Raw genomic sequence first — 20927 nt, 5'->3', positions numbered from 1 at the left:
TCACCCCCGCGGACGCGGGGAGCACGGTGGGGGTCATGTCGGGCTCCTCAGCTCGTCGGGCTCACCCCCGCGGACGCGGGGAGCACACTTTTCGACCTGCCCATTTAGTCGCGAAGTGGTGGTTCTGGGTTCGGTTTCTCGGCTCGAAACGTTACCGGACGGGGCCGCGTCTGAACTTGCGACGCTTGCTCGCGGCACTCCAGCCTGCCGCAGGCGGATTCTCCGTGACCGCAGGAGCCGCCGCCTCGCTGTTCGGCCGCATCATCAACGTGAGGCCGTCGAAATCCGTCGGCGTCCAATGGTGGTTGTGCACCAGGAAATCCATCCGCTGCTCCCCCGGCACGCTGAAGACCATCAGCGCCCGGCCGCCCGATGTCATCTCGCAGACGTTGAGCCACATGAGGTCACGCACACGAGCGGACACGTGGCCCACGAACACCCCCGCCGAAATCTCGAGCAGCCACCGCGTGAGATGCCCTCGTAGCCCCGCCGGACAGGCGGACAGGACGAGGACGACCATCAGAAGTCCGTCCCGTACCCGGAGCCGCTGGCCACGGGATCGTCGGCCTCGTCCCACAGGTAGACGACATCGGCGTCGGGCAGCGCATCGGCGGGCGAGTCGTCGTCCGTGAGCAGCAGCCGGCGGACATCCCGCACGCAACGCTCCAGCAGCTTGCCGTCGTGCAGCCGGTCTCGTACCGCCCGACGCGCGTCCGCGGGGATGTCCTCCGTGGGGCTCGCCGCGACCTCGAACGCCACGGGGATGCTGATCTCGGCCTTGTAGAGGTCGGCGATGTCGTAGACGAACGACAGTTCGTGGCCGGTGTGCACGAAGCCCAGTCCCGGCGAGCAGCCCAGCGCCACGATCACCGCATGGACGACTCCGTAGAGCGACGTGTTCGCCGCCGACAGCGCCTGGTTGACGCGGTCCCCCGAAGCGAAGTCCTCGACGTTGTAGTCCCGTCGCTTCCACTCAACACCGGTGCGGGCGGAGTGCTCCCGGTAGGTCCGCCGGACGCGTGCACCTTCCCGTCCCCGCAGCTGTTGCATGGTGAGGCCCTCGACGTCCTCCCCGGGAAACCGCATGCCGTACATGCGCCGCGCGACCGCCAGCCGTGACCGGGTGTTGGTCACCAGCTCGGCCTGGGCCTCCAGCAGCCGGGAAGATCGCGCCAGCGAGCGGCCGTGTGCGTAGCAGCGCACGCCCCGCTCTCCCACCCACACCGCCGTTGCCCCGCTCTGTCCGATCAGCACCATGGCCTGATGGGTGATCCGGGTACCCGGCCCCAGCAAGAGGGCGCCGAGTCCGGCCGCCGGGATGTGCACGGTTCCCCGGTCGTCCATGGCGGTGATCGCGTTGGCGTCCCGGTGGACGACGCACCGCTCGACGTACACGAACGTCAGCCTGTCTTCCGCCCGTACCAGCTCCGGCAGGGAGGGCGGCGGTGGCCCCGGAATCTTGCGCATCACTGCACCGGGGCCAACGTGAGCAGCCCGCAGCCGTACGCCTTTCCCGGCCCCAGCCCGCCGGTCAGCGTGGCTCGGAGCGCCCCGGCGTCGGTCACGGTGAGCATCCCCTCGAACGAAGCCGTCGTCAGCGTCACCTGGCCGTCCCCTCGCCGGAAGCGGGTTGTGCCTCGCTCGCGGACGACGACACCGTCCGCCGGGTCCCCCATCTCCGAAGCCGCCAGTACGTCGAATCCCGCCGTCGTACACCGCTGCACCAACCAGCGCTGTTGCTGGGCCACCGTCACGTGGCCGAAGCGCTGTGACCGCCGTCCCTCGGCAGCGGGGCGGGCCCTGGTCGGGTTTGCGGTCAGCCGGAAGGCCCACGACTGACCTGCGGCGAGCCGATCCAGGAACGGGTCGTACTCGCGGCTCTGCCATGTCTGCAGCGTTGGCCAGCCGGCCTGCTCGACGATGTGCGTGAAGTCGGGCTGCTCCGGTGATACGACGTACAGGTGCACCGCCCCCGGTACGGGATCCAGCCGCCAGAGCACCCGCTGGTCGGTCCGGTCGGCGAGTGCACCTGGGAAGGCGGACAGGACGGCAGCGTGCATCGCCTGGGGCGAGCCGAGCAGGCCTCGTCCGGCACGTCGCTGCGGATTGAGCTCCACCCTGCTCAGGTACGTGGTCACCGGTCGAACACCGCCATCGGGTCGTGCGTCCCGCTCCCGCCGCCCCGCGCCGTGGCCACCGCACGGCCGGCTGCCGGCCCCGGCACGGTCACCGCACCGTGCGCGACCGACCGCCAGCCGTACTGGCGCAGCTCCGGGTCGAAGCTCACCGGGTGGTCGCGCACCGACACCGCTCCGACGTCCGCCGGCTGCGCGTCGACGGCCGTCTCCAGCCGGACCTCGGGCAGATTCCGGACCTCGCGCGACCGGCGATACCAAGCGGCGGCTGCCCACGGCCGGTCCCTGAACACCTCCTCCAACGTTCCGTCGAGGACGAGTGGCAGCAGCGGACCGGCGGGTGGGCAGGACCGCCGGCCGAGGAACAGCGGGAACACCGGACGCCGGATCGCGTCGGCCAGACCCTCGAGGAACGTGGCATCACCCTCCAAGCCCGCGAGGAACACCGCGTCGGCCAGGTAGAAGCGGTAGCTCAGCGGCAGCGACGTCCCGTCCGCCCGCCGTTCGGTCTGGAAATCGCGGACGAGTCGCCCCGGCTGGTCGATCCGCACGCCGAACCGCAGGGCGGCCAGGTCTTCGACCGGGTCCGCGCGGCGCCGTCCTTGCGCCGCCGCCAGCAGGCCGACCACACCGCTCTTGGTCGGTGCGGGTTCGGTGCCGCGCCGGACGAAGCGGCTGGCCGAGCCCCAGGACTGCAGCGGGCCGGTGAGAGTCAGCAGCAGAACCGTCATGCCGGAACGGCGCCCAGGCGCGACGCGACGGCATCGCCGACCGCCGTCACCACCTCCGGCCAGGGACGCGGCTCCCCGAGCGGCGCTGCCTTGGGTCCGGCGGCGAAGCTGGCAACCGGGGCCATGCCGTACGCCCGCTCCAGCGCCGCGGCGTGCTGCGCCAGGCGATCGACCGCTTCCGTCACCCGGCCGGTGGTGCTCACGATCGCCTCCTCGAAGGCGCCGACGAGGTTGACCGGCTGGTCGTCGCGGACCTGTACCCAGACGGCGTCGGGCAGGGTCCGGTTGGCGAAGGTGTTCTGCTTGCCGGTGGGCATGCTTGTGACGAAGCAGCCGACGAACGCCTCGACCGCCGCACGCACCGCGGCCGGATCGCCCAGGTTCTCCGCCAACCCCGCCACATCGACGGTGGCGTAGCGGTAGAGGGTGGAGGAGTTGAACTCGACCGTGCCGATCATGCCGGCGCCGGCGTCCTCCTCCTCGTCGGCCGCCTTGTGGTCGTCGACCGCGGTGAAGTAGTCGAACTGCTCCTCGACCGCATGCACGCTGAGTGCGTGCGCGACCTGCACGCTGGCGTCGACGTTGAGGTCGGTCGAGTCGGCGACCATGCGGCCGAAGAGGGCCAGATCCACTGAATGCTCGGTGTCGGCCAACCGCTTGACGTTGGCCGGCCAGCCCTCGCCGCGGTGCTCGGTAAGCGCGGCGGCAGCCAGGCTGCTCACCTGCCGGCGGGAGAGGAAGAGCAGGTATCCCGACTCCTGCGGCGCATCCTTCTTCCGCGCCGGCTTGAGGGCGATACCCGCCTTCTTGAGCACCCCCTCGGCCGCCGTCAACGCGGTCGCCTCCTCGATGCCGGCGTCCTGCCGGCGGATCTCCTCGGCCACCAGCTCCACCACCCGGCGGGTGCGCACCCCGAGCACGGATGGGTCGAGCACGTCGTCGAAGGCGCGCCGAGTGGCTCGCTTCCAGGCCTGGCTGGAGACCCGGGCCCGCCGCACCCCGCCGTAGAACGCGGTCTTCGGGCTGCCCGTGTCGTCACGATTGAGGTTGCTCGGCGGCACTGTCTGCAGCACGTGGACGTCGATGTAGGTGCGGCTCACTGCTTCTCCTCGCTCGGGGACGGATCGGTGGTCGCTGTTTCTGTGGTGGCTGCATCGGTACGGATGCGGTGGTAGTCCCGGCCCCACCGGAGGCGGACCGACGCGATGCGGCCGGGGTCCTGCCAGTGCAGGAAGTCACGAGCCAGACGGCCGTAGTCGAGCGGCACTCCGGCGGACCGGAGCTGCCGGACCAGGCCGCGGGCGTGGTGCAGCAGCTCGGGAAACGTGGCCGCGGTGCCCAGCGCCTCGAACCGCCGTCGCACCGCGTCCTCGGCGTTCGTCTGCTGTCCTAGCGTCCTGACCGCGCTGCCCAGTCCGCGGCCACGGAGGTGCATGGCCCGACCGTGTGACTGCTGGTGCACCGCGTAGAGGGTCAGCGCGGCATGCGCGGCCAGCTCGGCCGCGGTCGGCTCGTCGTCCCGGGCCCACGGCGAGACGTCGGCCACGGTGAGTGCCCAGGTGCGCGGGTCCTCCCCCGGCATCCCGGTGACCGCCCGGCGCAGTGCCGCCAGGTCGCCGACACCGCTGCTGCTGCCGGCCAGGTAGCGAGCCTGCAGTCCGCTCACCCGGTCGCCGACCAGATCCTCCAAGGAGACGCGCGGCGGAGCGGGGCGGGTGTCGGTCATGACGCCTCCTTGGGATGGGCAGACGGCTCGTCGGGATGGGCCAGGGGCAGGGCGGTGCGCAGCGCGGCCCGGAACCAAGCGTCGGCGAGGCCTGCGTCGACGTGCCGGCCGAGGACGACGCGGCCCCGCCATGCTGCCGGGCCGGACTGCTCGACGAGTTCCTCGGCCAGCTGCCGCACGATGCGGGCGATGTCGACCTGCCACGCCCGCTGGACCTCGCCGAGGTCGCTGCCGGGCTCGAGGCCGGACACCCAGCGGCGGAAGGGTGCGTCGAGCGCGGCGAAGGCGATCTCCTCGGCGCGGGCGCGCGGTCCGTCGCCGTCCCCACCCGCGGCACGGACGAGGTTGCCGGCCAGGTTTTTCAGCGCCTTGACCGCTTCCTCGCAGCGCCTGACGGCGACGACGGCCTGCTCGCCGAGGGTGCCCTCGTCCGCGCGCAGCACGGCGACCCGCGAGGACATCTGGTCGGCGACGATCTCCTCGACCGACGAGTCCTGGGCGCCGTACTCCACGCCGACGATGCGCACGCGCACCGGCAACGCCGGGTCCAGCCAGTCCTGGTTCTGCGCGACGTATAACCAGTTCAGGCTGGTTGGGGGAAGAAAGTCGGCCGCTTCTCTTCCGGTCCATGTGCTCGCGGCGACCGGCAGCAGGGCCGCCAGCCCGCGCCAGAACACGCGCTCCACCGAGTGCCGCCGAGGCATGTAGACCAGCGGCTGCTTGAGCGCCTTCTCCTGGGTGGGGCTGCGCCGCCAGGCCGTCATCGGCTCGAAGGTGTGCGCGTTCTGCTGCGCAAGAGGGTCGCCGTAGGTCAGTACCACCCCTATTACGCCGTCCTCGTCGGCGACGAGCCGGATACGCCGTGCGGACCAGGTGTAGAGGTCGGCCGGGCCGGCCGGCCGGGTGCGAGGCTGGCCAAAGACATCCGGTTCGACACCGGGGCGGAGCGGCGCACGCTCCCAGGTGGGCAGGTCGCCGTCCGGCCGTCCCCAACCCAGCGGCAGCTCCTCGTCCCGGTAGGGCAGCAGGTTGAGCAGCAGCGTGTCGCGCAGCGTGCGCCCCTCCACCAAGACGCCGCCGGTGCGTCCCAGCCAGGAGACGCCAAGCGGGTAGAGCTTGCCCTTCTTGGTGCGGTCGTCGTCCAGCACGCCGGTCTTGATGCCGGAGATGTCCCAGGCCTGCGCGTGCACGAGCCAGCGTGCCGCCTCGGCGTGGCCCATCCGCGCGAGGGAGCGCCCGGCACGGGTGGTGAACAGCGGTGCTCCGTTGGGCACGTCGGCGATCAGCTTGCTCAGCCCCGAGTGCTTGCCGTCGGCAGTACGCAGCTCGGCCGTCTGCAGGAACGGGGTGAGCGGGTGTAGGAGATCCCAGCGGTCCCGCCAGTGCTGCAGGTACTCGGCGACCGCACCGACCGGCAGCCGAGGCTCCTCCCACAGGTGCCGCCAGTGCTCGCCGTCCCGGGGCCCCTGCACGGCCCGGTGCAGGACGGCCAGCAGCAGCCGGGTCAGCGCATACCCGGTGGTCGGCAGTTCGCCGCCGATCGTCGCCAACCGATCCGCCTGCTGGACCACATCCAGCGGCGTGAGCACGCGCTCCCGGCCGTCGAGGTCGAGAACCGGGATCCACGGCTCGGCCGTCAGGTCGAAACTGGGCACATCGGTCACGGTCGGACCACCTCCAGGCCGAGGGCACGGGTGTACTGCAACTGCTGACCGACGAGCTCGCGGCGGCCGTGCGCGTCGAGCACCATGACCAGCTGACCGGCCAGCAGCGGCGAGGCCTGCCAGGCGGATATGTAATCCTGCTCCAGCTCTGCGATCACCGCGTCGAGACGGCGCGGGTCGCGCGTCAGCGAGCCGGGCAGTCGCAGCGCGCAGGAGGCCACGATCCGGGCCTGCCGAGGTTCGATGGCCAGGGTGGTGGCGAGCAGCTCGCCGCCGTGCGGCGTCACCCACGGCGGGACGACGAGACCGTCGGGCGTGCGGCAAACGACGAGCACTTCGAGCGTCATCTCCCCGTCGCGCACCTGTGCCTCGCCCTGCGGCCCCTCGTCGGCCGTCCCCACGCCGGCGTCGACCCAGCCGAGAATCGCCCGGCTCCCCGAGGCTTCCCTCAGCTGGAAGGTCTCCGCCGTCTGCCGCCGTCGAGCCGCACTGGCCTGTGCCTTCCGTCGCGCGTCGACCATGGCCTCGCGCCACTCGGCCGGGCCGATCTCCTCGTCGCCGTAGGCCCGATGCACGAGCGGGGCGATGTGGTCGGGCAGCACCAGGGGTGGGCCGCCGTCGAGGTGCGGCGAGAGCACCGCCATGGAGCGGAACAGCGCGTCCTGCTCGTAGACCGCTGCCGTGCCGGGCTCGGCCTGCGGCGGGGTCGACACCCGGTCGACGCCGGTGAGCAGGCAGCGCGCGGTGCGCAGCGGCGCCGGTCGGTCGGCCTGGTGTTCGCCGCGGGCGTGTCGGTGCAGCCGGCCCACCCGCTGGAGCACGAGATCGACCGGGGCGAGGTCGGTGATCAGCAGGTCGAAGTCGACGTCCAGCGACTGCTCGACGACCTGGGTACCGACGACGACGTGCCAGAAAGGGCGGTCGACGCCCGGGCCCGGAGGGCCGAACCGGTGCAGCAGCTCGCGGTCGTTGGCCGCCCGGTCGACTGCCAGGAAGCGGGCGTGGGTGACGGTGATCCGATCGGCACCGAAGCGCTCGGCCAGGTAGCGACCGGCCTGCTGTGCCCGGGCCACCGTGCTGCGGACGACGAGGGCGCAGCCGCCGTCCCGCAGCTCGGTGGACAGCCGGTCGGCCAGGGCCACCAGTTCGTCATCCGCGGCATCCAGGAGCTCGAGCGTGACCTCGGTCCGCCGTCCGGCCGATGCGGTCGGCCGGCGGATCACCGTCTGGCCATCGGTCGCGGTGAGCACCGGGTACGCGTCGCCACCCATCTCGATGGCCTCTTCCCCGGCCTGCCGCCCCGACCGGTAAGCCGAGATCAGCTCCTCCCGGCGAGCCGGCGGCAAGGTGGCCGACAACAGCACGACGGGGGCGCCGTAGGCACCCAGCCAGTGCAGTGCCTTGTCCAGGTAGGAGCCCATGTAGACGTCGTAGGCGTGCACCTCGTCGATCACGACGACCTTGCCGGCCAGTGCTAGGTGACGCAGCACGAGGTGCCGGCTCTTCAGGGCTAGGAACAGCGTCTGGTCGACGGTGCCGACGACGAAGGAGGCGAGCACCCCCTTCTTGCGCCCGCTCAGCCACTGGTGGACGACCGCGGACACCGCCTGAACCGGCGCCCAGCCGGTCGCCTCGCCCCGGCGCCCCGGCGCGTCGTCGTCGGCATCGATCGCCACCGAGGTGTGCCGCCCTCTGGGTAGCAGTTCGCGGTAGTCCTCGTTCAGCGACGCCTTGCCGTGCGCCAGGAAGACCGACCGCGCGCCTTCATAGGGCAACTCGTCGAGCCAGTGCCGGACACGGGCGAACATGGCGTCGGTCGTCGCCTGGGTAGGGAGGGCGACGAAGCAGCCGCCGGCACCCGTGCGGGCGGCGAGGATCTCCGCGGCCAGCAGCGCTGCCTCCGTCTTGCCTTCCCCCATCGGCGCCTCGATCACCAGCAGCCCCGGCTCGACGGTGCTGGCGGCCAGCTCGACGGCCGCGGCCTGCACCGGGCGGGCACCGCGGCGGCCGAACCGCTGGGCGAGCAGCTCACCGGCGTCAGCCGTCGGCTCGACCGCCGTCCACGGTGCCGGAAGGTCGATGCGGGCCCACGCCCGGTCCACCCGTGCGGCAGCCGGCTCGTTCCGCCGGTAGCCGAAGAACGCCTCGTTGCTGGCGATCCAGTCGGCGACGATCACGAGGGCGGTCATCAGTGCCTGCACCGGTCTGGCCGGCTGGATCACCGCCGCGAGATCGCCGTCGTCCAGGAGCCGGGCAGCCTGCCGATCGAGGTACTCGACCTGCACTTCCGTCCAGCGGCCGTCACCCAGCAGGTCGGGCCGCTTGCCGCCGGCAGTCAGCTGCGTCGCTGTGGGCGCAACGCCGTGGTGCCCGCCGACGACGACGGCGAGCCGGTCGGCGTCCGGTCGTCGCCAGCCGTACCGGGCCGTCAGCCAGCGGACGAGGCAGATGTGCCCGGCCAGCTCGTGGCGCAGTTCGCGGCGTTCGGGACCCCAGGCGGACCGGACCGTGTCCAGACCTGCCGAGGCCATCCGATGCGCGCCGTCCGGGTATTGGACGGCGAAGGCCGGACTCGCCTTGCCCACGTCGTGCAGGCCGGCCAGCCAGCAGACCAGCCGGCGAGCGCGTTCCTCGTCCCCGCCGACGCAGCCGGCGATCTGACGGCGCACGGACCGGGGCAGCCAGTCGTCCCAGAGCCGGCCGGCCACCGCCGCCGTGTCGTCGAGGTGCTGCCACAGCGGCATCCAGTCACACACCTCGCGCGTGTCCGGGTCGCGGCTGGTCTTGGCCCAGACCGAACGTGCAGCAGCGCTCAGCCCGGCTGAGACGTCGTCGTACCCCACGCGCGCCCCCCGTCGTCACCTGCAGGCAGTCTTGCAGCAAGGCGTACGAGTTCCGCAAGGTCGACCCGCAAGTTGTCGGTGGGTGGGGACACGATGTCGACGTGGCAACGTCAGGGTGTCGACCATGAGCCTCCCCAGTTCGATCGACCCAGCGCGAGTCCCGTCACTCGACGTCGTCGAGTCGGCCCTGGCACGGGAAGAGGACTCCTACCGCCAGCGCGCCCAGAGCATCGACACGCGTCTGGGCCTCTTGCTGGGAGCGGCCGGCGTCCTCGTCGCGTTGGTCGGAAGTCGACCGAGCATCCCTGGGCTCATCGGGCAGGTGGTCACAGTCGGTGCTGGCGGTGCAGCCGTCCACGGCCTGTGGCCACGAGTGGACAAGGGCATCGCTCCCCGCAAACTTCGAGACCGCTATCTGGCCGCCGATCCGACACTGACCCGGATGCGCTTGCTGAACACCCGGCTGGAGCTGCACGAGAAGGACGAAATCCGACTGCTCGCCAAGGCGAGAAGGCTGCGGGCCGCCGCGCTTCTGCTCTTCTGCGCCGCCACCACGATCGTGGTCGGCAGTATCGTGAAGACCTTCTGAGAAGGGTGGACGAGTCGTGAGTCGCATCGTCAGCGTCACGAACCAGCCGGACCGTCGGGGCGGCGAAGCCGACAGCCCCGACTGGGACGCGCTCTATCCCCCCGATCCCGAGCTCATGGCCAGCGCCGAGGGGGACACGAAGGGACTCGCAGAGCTCCAACGGGCGGCACGCGAACGCATCGAGCGGGCAGAGCTGGCATGACCGGTCCCGAAGAGGGCCCTGCGTCAGAGGCGTCACCGGAAACGCCCGCCGCAGACGAGGCCACATCGTTGATCGGCGTTCCGCTGCCCTCGGAAGTTCTGCAGAGCGACCCGGGAATTCTCACCGACTCAGTGCGCGGGAGCGGAACGCCGGCCCGAACGGCCCACTTCCAGCCTGATTCCGAGCAGCGCCGGTAACCGCCCAGCTGACCGATCAGCCCACGCCGAGGTCCCGGGCGATGAGCATGCGCTGCACCTCGCTCGTACCCTCGCCGATCTCGAGGATCTTCGCGTCGCGGTAGAACCGGCCGACCGGGAACTCGTTCATGAACCCGTACCCGCCGTGCACCTGGGTGGCGTAGCGGGCGTTGTCCATGGCGACCTCGGAGCTGTAGAGCTTGGCGATCGAGGCCTCTCGCTTGAACGGCTCACCGCGCAGCATCTTCTCCGCGGCGCGGTAGTAGGCCAGCCGGGCGGTCGAGGCCCGGACCTCCATGTCGGCGATCATGAACTGGACCGCCTGGTTCTTCCCGATCGGCTGACCGAACGCCTCGCGCTCACCGGCGTACTTCACCGACTCGTCCACGCAGCCCTGCGCCAGACCCACCGAGAGCGCCGAGATGGCGATGCGGCCCTCGTCGAGGATCGAGAGGAACTGCGCGTACCCGCGGCCCCGCTCCCCCACCAGGTTCTCCTCGGGCACGCGGCAGTCGTCGAAGGACAGCTCGCGGGTGTCGGAGGCGTTCCAGCCGACCTTCGAGTACCGCTGGCCGACGGTGAAGCCCGGGGTGCCCGACGGGACGATGATCGCCGAGATCTCCTTGCCACCGTCGGGCCGCGTGCCGGTGACGGCGGTGACCGTGACCAGCCCGGTCAGGTCGGTGCCCGAGTTGGTGATGAACGCCTTCGAGCCGCTGATCACCCACTGCCCGTCCTCCAGCCGCGCGGTGGTCCGCGTCGCGCCGGCGTCCGAACCGCCGCCGGGCTCGGTGAGCCCGAAAGCGCCCAGCAGCTCACCGCTGCACAGCCGCGGCAGCCACTCCTGCTTCTGCTCCTCGGTGCCGAACCGGTGGATCGGCATGGCGCCGAGCGAGACGCCGGCCTCCACGGTGATCGCCATCGAGCTGTCCACGCGGGCCAGCTCCTCCAGCGCCACGCACAGGTCGAAGTAGGTGCCGCCCGCGCCGCCGTACTCCTCCGGGAAGGGCAGCCCGAACAGCCCGAGCTCCCCCATCTGCCGCACGATCTGGGTGGGGAACTCGTCCCGCTCGTAGAACTCGCCGATCTGCGGGGCGATCACCTCGCGGGCGAACTCCCGCACCGTCGTCCGCAGTGCCTCGGTCTCGTCGCTGAGCCGGTAGTCCAACATCAGTTCTCCTGCTGCTCAGGCGCGGCGACCGGGGTCACCAGCGCCAGCCGCTCGTCCAGCGCGACCGTCTGGCCCGCTGTCACACCGAGCTCGGCCACCGTCCCCGCGACCGGGGCGGTGAGCACGTGCTCCATCTTCATCGCCTCGACGACGAGCAGCGGGGTGCCCGCCTCCACCTCGTCCCCGACCGAGGCCTGCACCACCGTCACCGTGCCCGGCATGGGCGAGGTGACGACGCCGTTCCCGGCCGCGGCACCCGCCGCGGACGAGGCGAGCCGCTCCTGCTCGCGCAACTCGGTGACCCGCCCGTCGGCCGCCAGCCACACCGACCCGCCCGCGTGGACGACGGCGTACCGGATGGTCGAGTCGCCGATGGTCACCACCAGGTCGTCCCCGTGCCGGACCGCCCGGGCCGGCACCACGCCGCCCGCCAGCTCCAGCTCGGCGGTGGCCGCCCGGCCGCGGAGCCGGATCTCGACCGGCTCGCCGCCGGGCGCCTGCAGGCGCCGCACGGTCCACGCCGGCTCACCCAGCCGCCAGCCGTCGGGCACGTCGAAGCGGTCGACGACCGGCCCGACGGGCTCGGCCTCCAGCTGCAGGGCCAGCGCGGCCGCCGCGTGCACCGTCTCCGGCACCGGCTCGGCCGCCGTGAGGTCCTCACCGCGCCGCTCGATCAGCCCGGTGTCGAGCCGGCCGGCGACGACGTCGTCGTCGGTGAGCAGCGCCCGCAGGAACGCGGCGTTGGTGCTCACGCCGAGGACGGCGGTCCGCCCGAGCGCGCCGACCAGGCGGGCCCGCGCCGTTTCCCGGTCGTGGCCCCAGGCGATGACCTTGGCGAGCATGGGGTCGTAGTCGGTGCCGACCACGGATCCCACCGCCAGGGAACTGTCGATCCGGATGCCAGGGCCCGCGGGCTCGAGCAGGCCGAGCACGGTGCCTGCCTGCGGAAGGAATCCGCGGGCCGGGTCCTCGGCGTACAGCCGCGCCTCGATGGCGTGCCCGTCGAGCGAGACGTCGCTCTGGTCGATCGGCAGCCGCCCACCCGCCGCCACCCGGATCTGCTGCTCGACCAGGTCCAGGCCGGTGATGGCCTCGGTGACCGGGTGCTCGACCTGGAGCCGGGTGTTCATCTCCAGGAAGAAGAAGTCCCGTGGCCGGTCGGCGTCGACGATGAACTCCACCGTGCCCGCGCCCGTGTAGCCGACCGCCTTGGCCGCCTCAACGGCCGCACGGCCCATCGACGCCCGCATCGAGGTGTCCAGCAGCGGCGAGGGCGCTTCCTCGATCACCTTCTGGTGCCGGCGCTGCAGGCTGCACTCGCGCTCACCCAGGTGTATCACGGTGCCGTGCGTGTCGCCGAGCACCTGCACCTCGATGTGCCGCGAGTTGCCGACGTAGCGCTCGACCAGCAGCGTGTCGTCGCCGAACGAGCTGCGGGCCTCGCGCCGCGCGCCGGCTATCGCCTCGGGCAGCTCGGCCTCCGACCGCACCACCCGCATGCCTTTGCCGCCGCCACCGGCGCTGGGCTTGAGCAGGACCGGGAAGCCTGCGGCGACGGCGGCTTCGGCGACCTCGGCGTCGCTCATGCCGGGCTCGCTCCGGCCCGGCACCACCGGGACGCCGGCGGCCATCACGGTCTGCTTGGCGCGGATCTTGTCGCCCATGGCCTCGATGGCCGCGACCGGCGGGCCGATGAAGACGATGCCTGCCTTTTCGCAGGCACGGGCGAACTCGACGTTCTCCGACAGGAAGCCGTAGCCGGGGTGCACCGCCTGCGCACCCGTCTCCGCGGCGGCGGCCAGCACCCGCTCGATCGACAGGTAGCTCTGCGCCGCGGGCGCCGGGCCGAGACGGACGGCGACGTCGGCCAACCGGGTGTGCAGCGCCCCGGCGTCGGCGTCGCTGTAGACGGCGACCGACCGGATACCCATCTCGCGCAGCGTGCGGATCACCCGCACGGCGATCTCCCCGCGGTTGGCGACCAGGACGGTGTCGAACATGCCTCGCCTCACTGTTCCATCGGCAGCGCTCTGGCAGTGAGTGCAGAAGCACTCATTGCCAGAGCGCTGCCGAACCAAGGGGACTCGGTGCCGAGGATCACGCCCGTCACATCCGGAAGACGCCGTAGCCGACGTCCTCGAGCGGCGCGTTGGCACAGGCCGAGAGCGCGAGGCCGAGCACGGTGCGCGTGTCGGCGGGATCGATGACGCCGTCGTCCCAGAGCCGGGCGGTGGCGTAGTAGGGGTGTCCCTGCGACTCGTACTGGTCGCGGATCGGCGCCTTGAACGCCTCCTCGTCCTCGGCCGGCCACTCCTCGCCGCGGGCGTCGAGCCCGTCCCGGCGCACCTGGGCCAGCACCGAGGCCGCCTGCTCGCCGCCCATCACCGAGATGCGGGAGTTCGGCCAGGCGAAGAGGAACCGGGGCGAGTACGCCCGGCCGCACATCGAGTAGTTGCCGGCGCCGAAGGACCCGCCGATGACCACGGTCAGCTTCGGCACCCGGGCACACGCGACGGCGGTGACCATCTTCGCGCCGTGCTTGGCGATGCCCCCGGCCTCGTAGTCGCGGCCGACCATGAAGCCGGTGATGTTCTGCAGGAACAGCAGCGGGATCCTACGCCGGTCGCACAGCTCGATGAAGTGCGCGCCCTTGAGCGCGGACTCGGCGAACAGCACGCCGTTGTTGGCGATGATCCCGACCGGGTGCCCGTGCAGCCGGGCGAAGCCGGTGACCAGGGTCTGCCCGTAGAGCGGCTTGAACTCGGCGAACCGGCTGCCGTCGACCAGCCGCGCGATGACCTCGCGGACGTCGTAGGGCGTGCGCGGGTCGGGCGGCACGACCTCGTACAGCGACTCCGGCGGGTACTGCGGCTCCTCGACCGGCGCCACATCCCACGGCCGCTGCTCGCGGGGGCCCAGCGTGCCGATGATCTGGCGGACGATCTGGAGAGCGTGCGCGTCGTCGTCGGCCAGGTGGTCGGTGACCCCGCTGACCCGGCTGTGCAGGTCTCCCCCACCGAGGTCCTCGGCCGACACGACCTCGCCGGTCGCGGCCTTCACCAGCGGCGGCCCGCCGAGGAAGATCGTGCCCTGCTCCCGGACGATGACCGCCTCGTCGCTCATGGCCGGCACGTAGGCGCCGCCGGCGGTGCAGGACCCCAGGACGGCGGCGATCTGGGCGACCCCCGCCTTGGAGAGGTTGGCCTGGTTGAAGAAGATCCGGCCGAAGTGCTCGCGGTCGGGGAACACCTCGTCCTGCATCGGCAGGAAGGCGCCACCGGAGTCGACGAGGTAGATGCAGGGCAGCCGGTTGTGCAGCGCCACCTCCTGCGCCCGGAGGTGCTTCTTCACCGTCATCGGGTAGTAGGTGCCGCCCTTGACGGTGGCGTCGTTGGCGACGACGACGCACTCCCGGCCGGCGACCCGGCCGATCCCGGTGATGATCCCGGCCGCGGGCGCGTCGCCGTCGTAGAGACCGTGGGCGGCCAGCGGCGAGAGCTCGAGGAAGGGGCTTCCCGGGTCGAGCAGGGCGTCGACCCGCTCGCGCGGCAGCAGCTTGCCGCGCGCGGTGTGCCGCTCGCGGGCGCGCTCACCGCCGCCGAGCGCCACCCGCCGCAGCTGGCCGGCGAGATCGGCGACCAGCTCGGCGTGCGCGGCGGCGTTGCGCGCGGCCGCGGACGGGTCGGCCGTCAGGGTCCGGGGCAGCACCGGTGCGTCCACGCCCAGCAGGTTAACGGTCGTTCACAGCTGCGGTCCACCCACCACCTCGGGGGTGAACGGTCGTTCACGTCGCCATTAGCATCCGTGCCATGACCGCGGCCCGGGCGCAGGCGGGACCCGGCCGGTCCGCGCGCGACACGGCGCTGATCGCCGACACCCGACGCCCCTCCCGCCGGGAGCAGATCCTGCAGGCCGCGGCGCAGCTGTTCGCCGAGCGCGGCGCCCGCGCGGTGGGGGTCGACGACGTGGGCGCCGCCGTGGGGGTCACCGGTCCGGCCATCTACCGGCACTTCGCGAGCAAGGACGCGATGCTCGCCGAGATGCTGGTCCGGATCAGCGAGCGGCTGGCCGACGGCGCCCGGGATCGCATCACCGAGGCAGGGCCCCACCCCGCCGACCAGCTGCGTGCGCTGATCGACTTCCAGGTGGAGTTCGCCCTCGACAACCCGGCGCTGATCGTCGTCCACGACCGCGACCTCCCGTCGCTGGCCGACGCCGACGCCGCCCAGGTGCGCCGGCTGCAGCGGCGCTACGTCGAGGAGTGGGTGGCGGTGCTGGCGCGCCTGCACCCTGCCGCAGACGCCGCCGCCTGCCGGGTGCGCGCGCACGCCGTCTTCGGTCTGATCAACTCCACGCCGCACAGCGCCGGCCGGCTCGGGCGGCCGGCGACGGGCGAGCTGCTCCGCCGGATGGCCTGGGCCGCGGCGACCGGCTGAGGCCCCGTCCGGAGGCTCGCCGCGAGCTTGCGAGTGGTGAGAGGGACGGGGCCCCTTCCGCTAACCCCCGGGCGGTGGCGGTACCGGCAACGCCAGGCCGTCGGAGGCCGTCTTGTCGAGCGCCGCGATGCTCCCCGCGGTGGCCGGACCGGCCCACGCGCTCTCGACGACGGTGACGGTGGGGCCGGACACCGCGCTGGCGTACTGCATGGAGGAGAGCCTCGCCGGGCCACCGTCGTAGGTGACGCCCTCGCGCAGCAGATCGCTGACGTTGCCGCTGCCGTCGGTGTCGGTGAGCTCGCGCAGCTCCCGCGCGGTCGCCGCATCGGCCATGGCCACCCGCGACACCGACACGACCACCGGCGCCCCGTCGACGCTCGCCGAGTACAGCGCCCGGGACAGCCCGGTGCAGTCGGTGGCGGCGAGGAACTCCGCCACCTGCCCGTACGCGTGCCCGGCGCAGGTGCCGTCCACCTGCACCACCTCGAGGGTGTACGCGGTGCCGTCGACGGTCCGCACCTCACCCGGTGCGGGACCGGGCGGCGCGCTCTCCGTCGCCGTCACCGTCGTCCCGGGGCCGGAACCCACGTCCCCGCCGTCGCCCAGCAGCAGCCCGGCGACGGTCGCACCGAGCACGACCAGCACGACGACGACGGCGGCGATCACCCAGCCGGGCCGGCGACGTCCCTCCGACGGGCCGTCCTCCGCGCCGTGACCCGAGGCCGTCGCGCCCCAGGCCGGGGACAGCGGCGGCCGCACCGGGGGTTCCTCGGCGCGCGGCGCCGCCGGCAGCACGGCGGTGCTGGGGGGCGACGGCGGGACGGGGTCGTCGGTCGCCGCCGGGCTGTCCCCGCCGCGGCCGAAGAGCCCCCCGATGCCGGCGTTCCCGGCCGGCGGCGTGGGCTCCCCGTCCACCTCCACGGTGTCCCGCTGCCCGGTGAGGCCGGGCGCCGGGGCGGCAGGCGCCGCGGCCGCCACCGCGGCGGCGTTGGCCGAGGCGACCGAGGCCGCGACGGCACGTGCGACACCGGTGGCGCTCAGCGGATCACCGGCGTACGGGGTGGGCGGCGGCGATGGCTCCGCGGCCTCGGGCGCCGGCGGGGTCACCAGCGGCGCGGCGTTCATCGCGGCGGGGGTGAGCAGCTGCGGGCGGCGCAGCACGTAGGGCGAGTACGGGAACGCCTCCCCGTTCAGCTCCTCCACCGACGGCCCCCGGCCGGGGTACTCGAGCGCCTGTAGCGCGGCCCGCACGTCGGCGGTCGTCCACAGCCGCGGGTTGCCGACGCCGGCGTGCCGGGCGGCCCGGGCGATCGCCAGCAGCAGCGAGCGGGGGTCCAGGGTGGCGACGTGGTCGCCCTCGCCGAGGTCGCCGTCGGCCGGCTCCAGGCCGGTCACCTCCCCGACCAGCACGGTCAGGCGGGCGATCCGGCCGGGCTCCAGGCCGGCCCGCCGCAGCTTCACCGCGGTGTCCATGCCGGCGCGCATCAGCCCGTCCAGGGGGGTCGATCCGCCCCCGGCCAGCTGCAGCACCTGGCTGGGCCCGCCGTCGGCGGCGATCGTCCAGCTGCCTTCGGGCTTGGCCGTCACGACGCCGGACTGCCGGACCACCTCGACGACCCGGATGACCGCGATGCCCTCGGGGACCAGCAGGACCGCGTCGGACTGACGGCGGCCCAGCGGCCCGTCCACCAGCGGCAGGGAGGCGACCACGGCCGCGCGCACCGAGCCGCCGGTGTCCCACCGGGCGAGCTCGGCGAAGAAGGCACGCTCCCCCGCCGTCTGCAGCGGCGCCGGGATCAGGGCCAGCACGTCGTCGTCCTCCGGGCGGTCGGATCCTGCGGTCGGCCGCCCCACGCGCGCGGTGCGTCCTCCGGCGCGGCGAGCGCCCCCGTGACGCAGCCACGCCCGACGCTACGTCATCGGCGCGACCGCACCGGCGCTCCGCGCCGGTTCGGCGTCAGACGGCGACGCGCTCCGGCGCGACGACCGGCTCGTCGGCGGTGCGCCAGCGGGCCAGCCACGAACTGGCGGCCAGCGCGTCCACCGCGGCCCACAGCACCGTGAACGCGACGGTGACCGGCAGCGCCGACCACCAGCTCCACGGGGGCAGCAGGCCGAGCATCTCCAGCGGGAAGGCGGTGCCGTACACCCCGGCGGTGACGACGAGCCCGGCCGCCCATCCGGGGATGCGGCGGGTGACGGCGACGTCGATCAGCACCGCGCCGACGACCAGCACGACCGGCAGCACCGAGGGCGGGAAGCCCATCGCGACCAGGCCGAGCCACATGACCCCGCGGTAGCCGAGGTACACGACCGCGACCACGGTCGCCGTCCAGCGGAGGCCGACCACCTTGCGCGCCACCACCAGGGAGAGCAGGCCGGCGCAGATCAGCCATGCCGGGTGCACCCAGGAGGGCACCGGCAGCATGAACATCGTGGGTGACTGCCCCTGGGCGGCGGCGAAGTCCAGCAGCGACGGCTCCGCCGTCGTCCGGCCGGCCTCGTAGGCCTCCAGCGACAGGACGCCGTACTCCTGGTGCTGGTTGGGGAAGAGGGTGTTCTCGAGGAAGAACAGCCACAGGCCGAGGGAGATCAGCTCGCGCAAACGCCCGGGTGCGGCGTACAGCCACCAGCCGCGCAGCGCCCCGGCCAGCATGACCGCCGTCCCGAGGTAGAGCAGCGCGTGGCTGGGGCTCCAGCTGGTGATGTCGAGGCCGTTGATCCGGTGGTTGACGAGGTCGACCGGGATCGCGACCAGGAAGGTGCCGATGCCCACCTGCATCAGCCGCAGCGCCCGCTGGTCGACGCCGTAGCCGCTGTAGCTGTGGAACAGCACCAGGATCACGACGCCCGCGGTGCCCGCCGTGTTCAGCAGGTGCGGGGGCGCGAGGTCGTCACGCAGCCACATGAAGTGCCACGAGACGTCCCAGGACGACCCGAGCATCTTCAGCAGGAAGGCGGCCAGCCAGGCGGTGTAGATCCAGCGCAGCTCGAGCTGGGTGGTCGGACGGCCCGGACGGCCGGGGGTCATGTAGGCGACCCAGAGCCATCGGACCAGGGCCACCGGGTGGGCCAGGCCGGCGCGGAGCGTGCCCGGCGCCTGCGGCACGGCAGGGGCGGTGGGGGCAGAGGCAGTGGACACAGGCGTTGCTTCCTGACGGCGGGTGTTCCGGCGACCCTAGCGAGGATGCGGCCGTATCCGAGCCTTCCGCGCCGCGCCGTCCCGGGCGGTGCGACGGAGACGGACACGCGGACCGCTCGGGGCGTGCGATGCACACGGTGCGTAATGTCGGGCGACGTGGCGGAGAGCGCGGGACACCTGGTCTGGATCGATTGCGAGATGACCGGGCTGGACATCGTCGAGGACAAGCTGATCGAGGTCGCCGTCGTGGTGACCGACTCGGAGCTGAACGTCCTGGACCCGGGCCTGGACCTGGTCATCTCGGCCGACGACGCCGATCTGGACGGCATGGACGACGTCGTCGTCGAGATGCACCGGAAGTCGGGGCTCACCGACGCCGTCCGGGCCTCCACGCTGACCGTCGCGGAGGCCGAGCAGCAGCTGCTGGCCTACATCAAGCGCTGGGTGCCCGAGCGCCGGACCGCCCCGCTGTGCGGCAACTCGATCGGCACCGACCGCGGCTTCCTGGCCCGCGACATGCCGGAGCTGGACGACCACCTGCACTACCGGATGGTCGACGTCTCCTCGATCAAGGAGCTGGCCCGCCGCTGGTTCCCGCGGGTGTACTTCGCCCAGCCGCCGAAGGGGCTCGCCCACCGCGCCCTGGCCGACATCATCGAGTCGGTGCGGGAGCTGGCGTACTACCGGCGCACGCTGTTCGTCGCGGCGCCCGGGCCCAGCAGCGGCCAGGCGAAGAAGGCCTCCGACACGGTGGTCGGCTCGTTCGCCGACCTGCTGGCGGCCGGGGACGCCGGACACGCCTGACCCCGGCGACTCCCCCGGCGGACCGCCGCCCGGCCTCCGGTATCGTGGGCCCGTTCCCTCCGGGCGCTCTGCGTCCGGGCGGAGACACGGTGGGTGTAGCTCAGCTGGTAGAGCACCAGGTTGTGATCCTGGGTGTCGCGGGTTCGAGCCCCGTCACTCACCCCACCCGGGAGAGGCCCTGGTCAGTTCGCTGACCAGGGCCTCTCTCCGTTCCGGCGCCGCCCGCGGCAGCGATCGGGGCCCGGACGCCCCTCGATCGGCGGGCACTTCGGGGACGGCACACCACCCTCGTGGACGACGCCACTGTCGCCGCATGGAGCTGGCGCAGCGGAAGATGACCGCCGCAGCGGAACGGCCCCAGGACCGAGTTGCGGGCTGACCGGTGACGTCAGAGTCCGCCGGCCTCGACGAGCAGGCGTTGGGCGCGTTCCACGAGGTCCTGCTCGACGAGGTAGCGGCGGATACGCTGCCAGTCGTCAGGCGCCGACGTAGGCCGAGATCCCCGCGAAGATGGCGAACCCTGCGGTGAAGAAGATCGCACCCAGCCGGGAGGTCTCACCCTCGTGGGCCTCGGGGATCATCTCCTCGACCACGACCGTGGCCAACGCGCCGCCAGTCAGCGCGAGCACCGAGAGGGTGACGATCTCCGGGGCGTTCCGTAGCGCGAAGTACCCGAGAGTCGCGCCGATGAGGATCGGGATCGTGAACCCGGCGGCCAGCAGCAGCCGGCGGGTCCGGCTGAGCCCGGCGCGGCGCAGGGAGGCGACCGCGGCGAACCCCTCGGGCAGGTCGGCCGGTACCTGCCCGGTGGCCAGCAGCAGACCCAGCGCGGGGTTGAGCACGGTGCCGGTGCCGATCATCACACCGTCGCTGAACAGGTCCAGGCTGACCCCGGAGAAGATGGCCAGCGGCCCGCTGGCCTTCTCGCCGAGATCGAGCCGGGCCTGGACGAACCCCAGCGCCCGGTCCAGCAGCACGAAGAACGCGCCACCGGCGACGAACGCCAGGATCGGCACCCATGCCGGGGAAGCCGCCAGCGCCTCGGGCATCAACTCCAGACCGACGACGGCGAGCACGATCCCGGCAGCCAGGTGCAGGGCAAGGCTGAGCATCCGCTCGGAGACATCCAGAGTCTCCGACAGCAGCGCCCCGGCGAAGTTCCCTGCCGCGGGCAGTGCCGCCAGCCCTAGCACGATCAGGTAGTCGCCCACGCCGCTGCGATGCCCGCCCTCGGCCCCGCGACACCTACCCCCCCAGTCCCCTCACCGGGCCGCCCCGGGGCCGGCC

18 protein-coding genes, 1 tRNA gene and 1 CRISPR repeat array (1 of these 20 running past the window's edge) are annotated in these 20927 nt (G+C 72.7%); of the genes, 5 read left to right on the top strand and 14 right to left on the bottom strand.

Going from position 1 to position 20927, the window contains the following annotated elements; all coding sequences use genetic code 11:
- Nucleotides 1-86: a CRISPR direct-repeat array (repeat unit 29 nt; unit sequence GGGCTCACCCCCGCGGACGCGGGGAGCAC); it reaches 6225 nt to the left of the window's first position.
- A 65-nt stretch (nucleotides 87-151) separates the two neighbouring features.
- Genes cas2e through cas3 form a run of 8 tightly spaced genes read right to left on the bottom strand, consistent with a single transcriptional unit; the run spans nucleotide 152 to nucleotide 9099 of the window.
- On the bottom strand, nucleotides 152-520 hold the full coding sequence (gene cas2e / locus QOZ86_RS09110; RefSeq protein ID WP_284491645.1) for a type I-E CRISPR-associated endoribonuclease Cas2e: 369 nt from the start codon (nucleotides 518-520) through the stop codon (nucleotides 152-154).
- The gene (cas1e, locus tag QOZ86_RS09105) at nucleotides 520-1467 is read right to left on the bottom strand and encodes a type I-E CRISPR-associated endonuclease Cas1e (protein WP_284491644.1); all 948 of its coding nucleotides are present in this window, start codon (nucleotides 1465-1467) and stop codon (nucleotides 520-522) included. Before cas1e ends, cas2e begins: the two co-directional genes overlap by 1 nt.
- Nucleotides 1467-2138 (bottom strand): type I-E CRISPR-associated protein Cas6/Cse3/CasE, encoded by a 672-nt coding sequence (gene cas6e / locus QOZ86_RS09100; RefSeq protein WP_284491643.1) that lies wholly within the window; start codon nucleotides 2136-2138, stop codon nucleotides 1467-1469. The genes cas1e and cas6e overlap by 1 nt, the downstream gene beginning before the upstream one ends.
- Nucleotides 2135-2866, bottom strand: a complete 732-nt coding sequence (cas5e, locus tag QOZ86_RS09095) for a type I-E CRISPR-associated protein Cas5/CasD (RefSeq protein ID WP_284491642.1) — start codon at nucleotides 2864-2866, stop codon at nucleotides 2135-2137. The genes cas6e and cas5e overlap by 4 nt, the downstream gene beginning before the upstream one ends.
- Nucleotides 2863-3966, bottom strand: a complete 1104-nt coding sequence (gene cas7e, locus QOZ86_RS09090) for a type I-E CRISPR-associated protein Cas7/Cse4/CasC (protein ID WP_284491641.1) — start codon at nucleotides 3964-3966, stop codon at nucleotides 2863-2865. The genes cas5e and cas7e overlap by 4 nt, the downstream gene beginning before the upstream one ends.
- The gene (casB, locus tag QOZ86_RS09085) at nucleotides 3963-4592 is read right to left on the bottom strand and encodes a type I-E CRISPR-associated protein Cse2/CasB (RefSeq protein ID WP_284491640.1); all 630 of its coding nucleotides are present in this window, start codon (nucleotides 4590-4592) and stop codon (nucleotides 3963-3965) included. Before casB ends, cas7e begins: the two co-directional genes overlap by 4 nt.
- Nucleotides 4589-6256 carry a type I-E CRISPR-associated protein Cse1/CasA gene (gene casA, locus QOZ86_RS09080; RefSeq protein ID WP_284491639.1) on the bottom strand — a complete coding sequence of 556 codons (1668 nt, stop codon included), beginning with the start codon at nucleotides 6254-6256 and terminating at the stop codon, nucleotides 4589-4591. Before casA ends, casB begins: the two co-directional genes overlap by 4 nt.
- Nucleotides 6253-9099 (bottom strand): CRISPR-associated helicase Cas3', encoded by a 2847-nt coding sequence (gene cas3 / locus QOZ86_RS09075; protein ID WP_284491638.1) that lies wholly within the window; start codon nucleotides 9097-9099, stop codon nucleotides 6253-6255. Before cas3 ends, casA begins: the two co-directional genes overlap by 4 nt.
- A 124-nt stretch (nucleotides 9100-9223) precedes the next feature.
- Here cas3 and QOZ86_RS09070 point away from each other — a divergent pair, with 124 nt between their 5' ends.
- Together QOZ86_RS09070 and QOZ86_RS09065 are read left to right on the top strand one after the other, a co-directional pair.
- Nucleotides 9224-9688 carry a hypothetical protein gene (locus QOZ86_RS09070; protein WP_284491637.1) on the top strand — a complete coding sequence of 155 codons (465 nt, stop codon included), beginning with the start codon at nucleotides 9224-9226 and terminating at the stop codon, nucleotides 9686-9688.
- Between the two features lie 16 nt (nucleotides 9689-9704).
- Entirely contained in the window at nucleotides 9705-9890 is a 186-nt protein-coding gene (locus QOZ86_RS09065) for a hypothetical protein (RefSeq protein ID WP_284491636.1), read from the top strand.
- Between the two features lie 213 nt (nucleotides 9891-10103).
- On the opposite strand, the gene QOZ86_RS09060 is transcribed toward QOZ86_RS09065, so the two are convergent.
- From QOZ86_RS09060 to QOZ86_RS09050, 3 genes are all read right to left on the bottom strand, one after another.
- The gene (locus QOZ86_RS09060) at nucleotides 10104-11258 is read right to left on the bottom strand and encodes an acyl-CoA dehydrogenase family protein (RefSeq protein ID WP_284491635.1); all 1155 of its coding nucleotides are present in this window, start codon (nucleotides 11256-11258) and stop codon (nucleotides 10104-10106) included.
- Nucleotides 11258-13258, bottom strand: a complete 2001-nt coding sequence (locus QOZ86_RS09055) for an ATP-binding protein (RefSeq protein ID WP_284491634.1) — start codon at nucleotides 13256-13258, stop codon at nucleotides 11258-11260. The genes QOZ86_RS09060 and QOZ86_RS09055 overlap by 1 nt, the downstream gene beginning before the upstream one ends.
- 106 nt (nucleotides 13259-13364) lie before the next feature.
- Nucleotides 13365-14978, bottom strand: coding sequence for a carboxyl transferase domain-containing protein (locus QOZ86_RS09050; RefSeq protein WP_284491633.1), 1614 nt, complete (start codon nucleotides 14976-14978; stop codon nucleotides 13365-13367).
- An 89-nt stretch (nucleotides 14979-15067) separates the two neighbouring features.
- On the opposite strand from QOZ86_RS09050, the gene QOZ86_RS09045 reads away from it, so the two are divergent.
- On the top strand, nucleotides 15068-15694 hold the full coding sequence (locus QOZ86_RS09045; protein WP_284491632.1) for an SACE_7040 family transcriptional regulator: 627 nt from the start codon (nucleotides 15068-15070) through the stop codon (nucleotides 15692-15694).
- Between the two features lie 60 nt (nucleotides 15695-15754).
- Here QOZ86_RS09045 and QOZ86_RS09040 read toward each other — a convergent pair whose 3' ends face one another.
- A complete protein-coding gene (locus QOZ86_RS09040; RefSeq protein WP_284491631.1) occupies nucleotides 15755-17548 on the bottom strand; it encodes a hypothetical protein in 1794 nt (597 codons plus the stop codon).
- Nucleotides 17549-17651: 103 nt separating this feature from the next.
- Nucleotides 17652-18836 (bottom strand): hypothetical protein, encoded by a 1185-nt coding sequence (locus QOZ86_RS09035; protein ID WP_284491630.1) that lies wholly within the window; start codon nucleotides 18834-18836, stop codon nucleotides 17652-17654.
- Nucleotides 18837-18980: 144 nt separating this feature from the next.
- Here QOZ86_RS09035 and orn point away from each other — a divergent pair, with 144 nt between their 5' ends.
- On the top strand, nucleotides 18981-19640 hold the full coding sequence (gene orn, locus QOZ86_RS09030; protein WP_284491629.1) for an oligoribonuclease: 660 nt from the start codon (nucleotides 18981-18983) through the stop codon (nucleotides 19638-19640).
- 89 nt (nucleotides 19641-19729) lie between these two features.
- Nucleotides 19730-19805, top strand: a tRNA-His gene (locus tag QOZ86_RS09025).
- A 311-nt stretch (nucleotides 19806-20116) separates the two neighbouring features.
- Here QOZ86_RS09025 and QOZ86_RS09020 read toward each other — a convergent pair.
- Nucleotides 20117-20851 carry a ZIP family metal transporter gene (locus tag QOZ86_RS09020; RefSeq protein WP_284491628.1) on the bottom strand — a complete coding sequence of 245 codons (735 nt, stop codon included), beginning with the start codon at nucleotides 20849-20851 and terminating at the stop codon, nucleotides 20117-20119.
- Between the last annotated feature and the right edge of the window lie 76 nt (nucleotides 20852-20927).

This window comes from Blastococcus capsensis, assembly GCF_030165005.1.
Taxonomy (GTDB): Bacteria; Actinomycetota; Actinomycetes; order Mycobacteriales; family Geodermatophilaceae; genus Blastococcus; species Blastococcus capsensis.
The sequence above is the reverse complement of the archived record's forward strand: the minus strand, read 5'-3'. Positions and strand labels throughout refer to the sequence as shown.

Excerpts from the sequence above, each read along its gene's own strand:
- QOZ86_RS09060 (WP_284491635.1), bottom strand. The coding sequence starts at position 11,258 with ATGTTGGACTACCGGCTCAGCGACGAGACCGAGGCACTGCGGACGACG.
- QOZ86_RS09045 (WP_284491632.1), top strand. The coding sequence starts at position 15,068 with ATGACCGCGGCCCGGGCGCAGGCGGGACCCGGCCGGTCCGCGCGCGAC.
- cas2e (WP_284491645.1), bottom strand. The coding sequence starts at position 520 with ATGGTCGTCCTCGTCCTGTCCGCCTGTCCGGCGGGGCTACGAGGGCAT.
- QOZ86_RS09070 (WP_284491637.1), top strand. The coding sequence starts at position 9,224 with ATGAGCCTCCCCAGTTCGATCGACCCAGCGCGAGTCCCGTCACTCGAC.
- orn (WP_284491629.1), top strand. The coding sequence starts at position 18,981 with ATGTCGGGCGACGTGGCGGAGAGCGCGGGACACCTGGTCTGGATCGAT.
- QOZ86_RS09055 (WP_284491634.1), bottom strand. The coding sequence starts at position 13,258 with ATGTTCGACACCGTCCTGGTCGCCAACCGCGGGGAGATCGCCGTGCGG.
- casB (WP_284491640.1), bottom strand. The coding sequence starts at position 4,592 with ATGACCGACACCCGCCCCGCTCCGCCGCGCGTCTCCTTGGAGGATCTG.
- cas5e (WP_284491642.1), bottom strand. The coding sequence starts at position 2,866 with ATGACGGTTCTGCTGCTGACTCTCACCGGCCCGCTGCAGTCCTGGGGC.
- cas1e (WP_284491644.1), bottom strand. The coding sequence starts at position 1,467 with ATGCGCAAGATTCCGGGGCCACCGCCGCCCTCCCTGCCGGAGCTGGTA.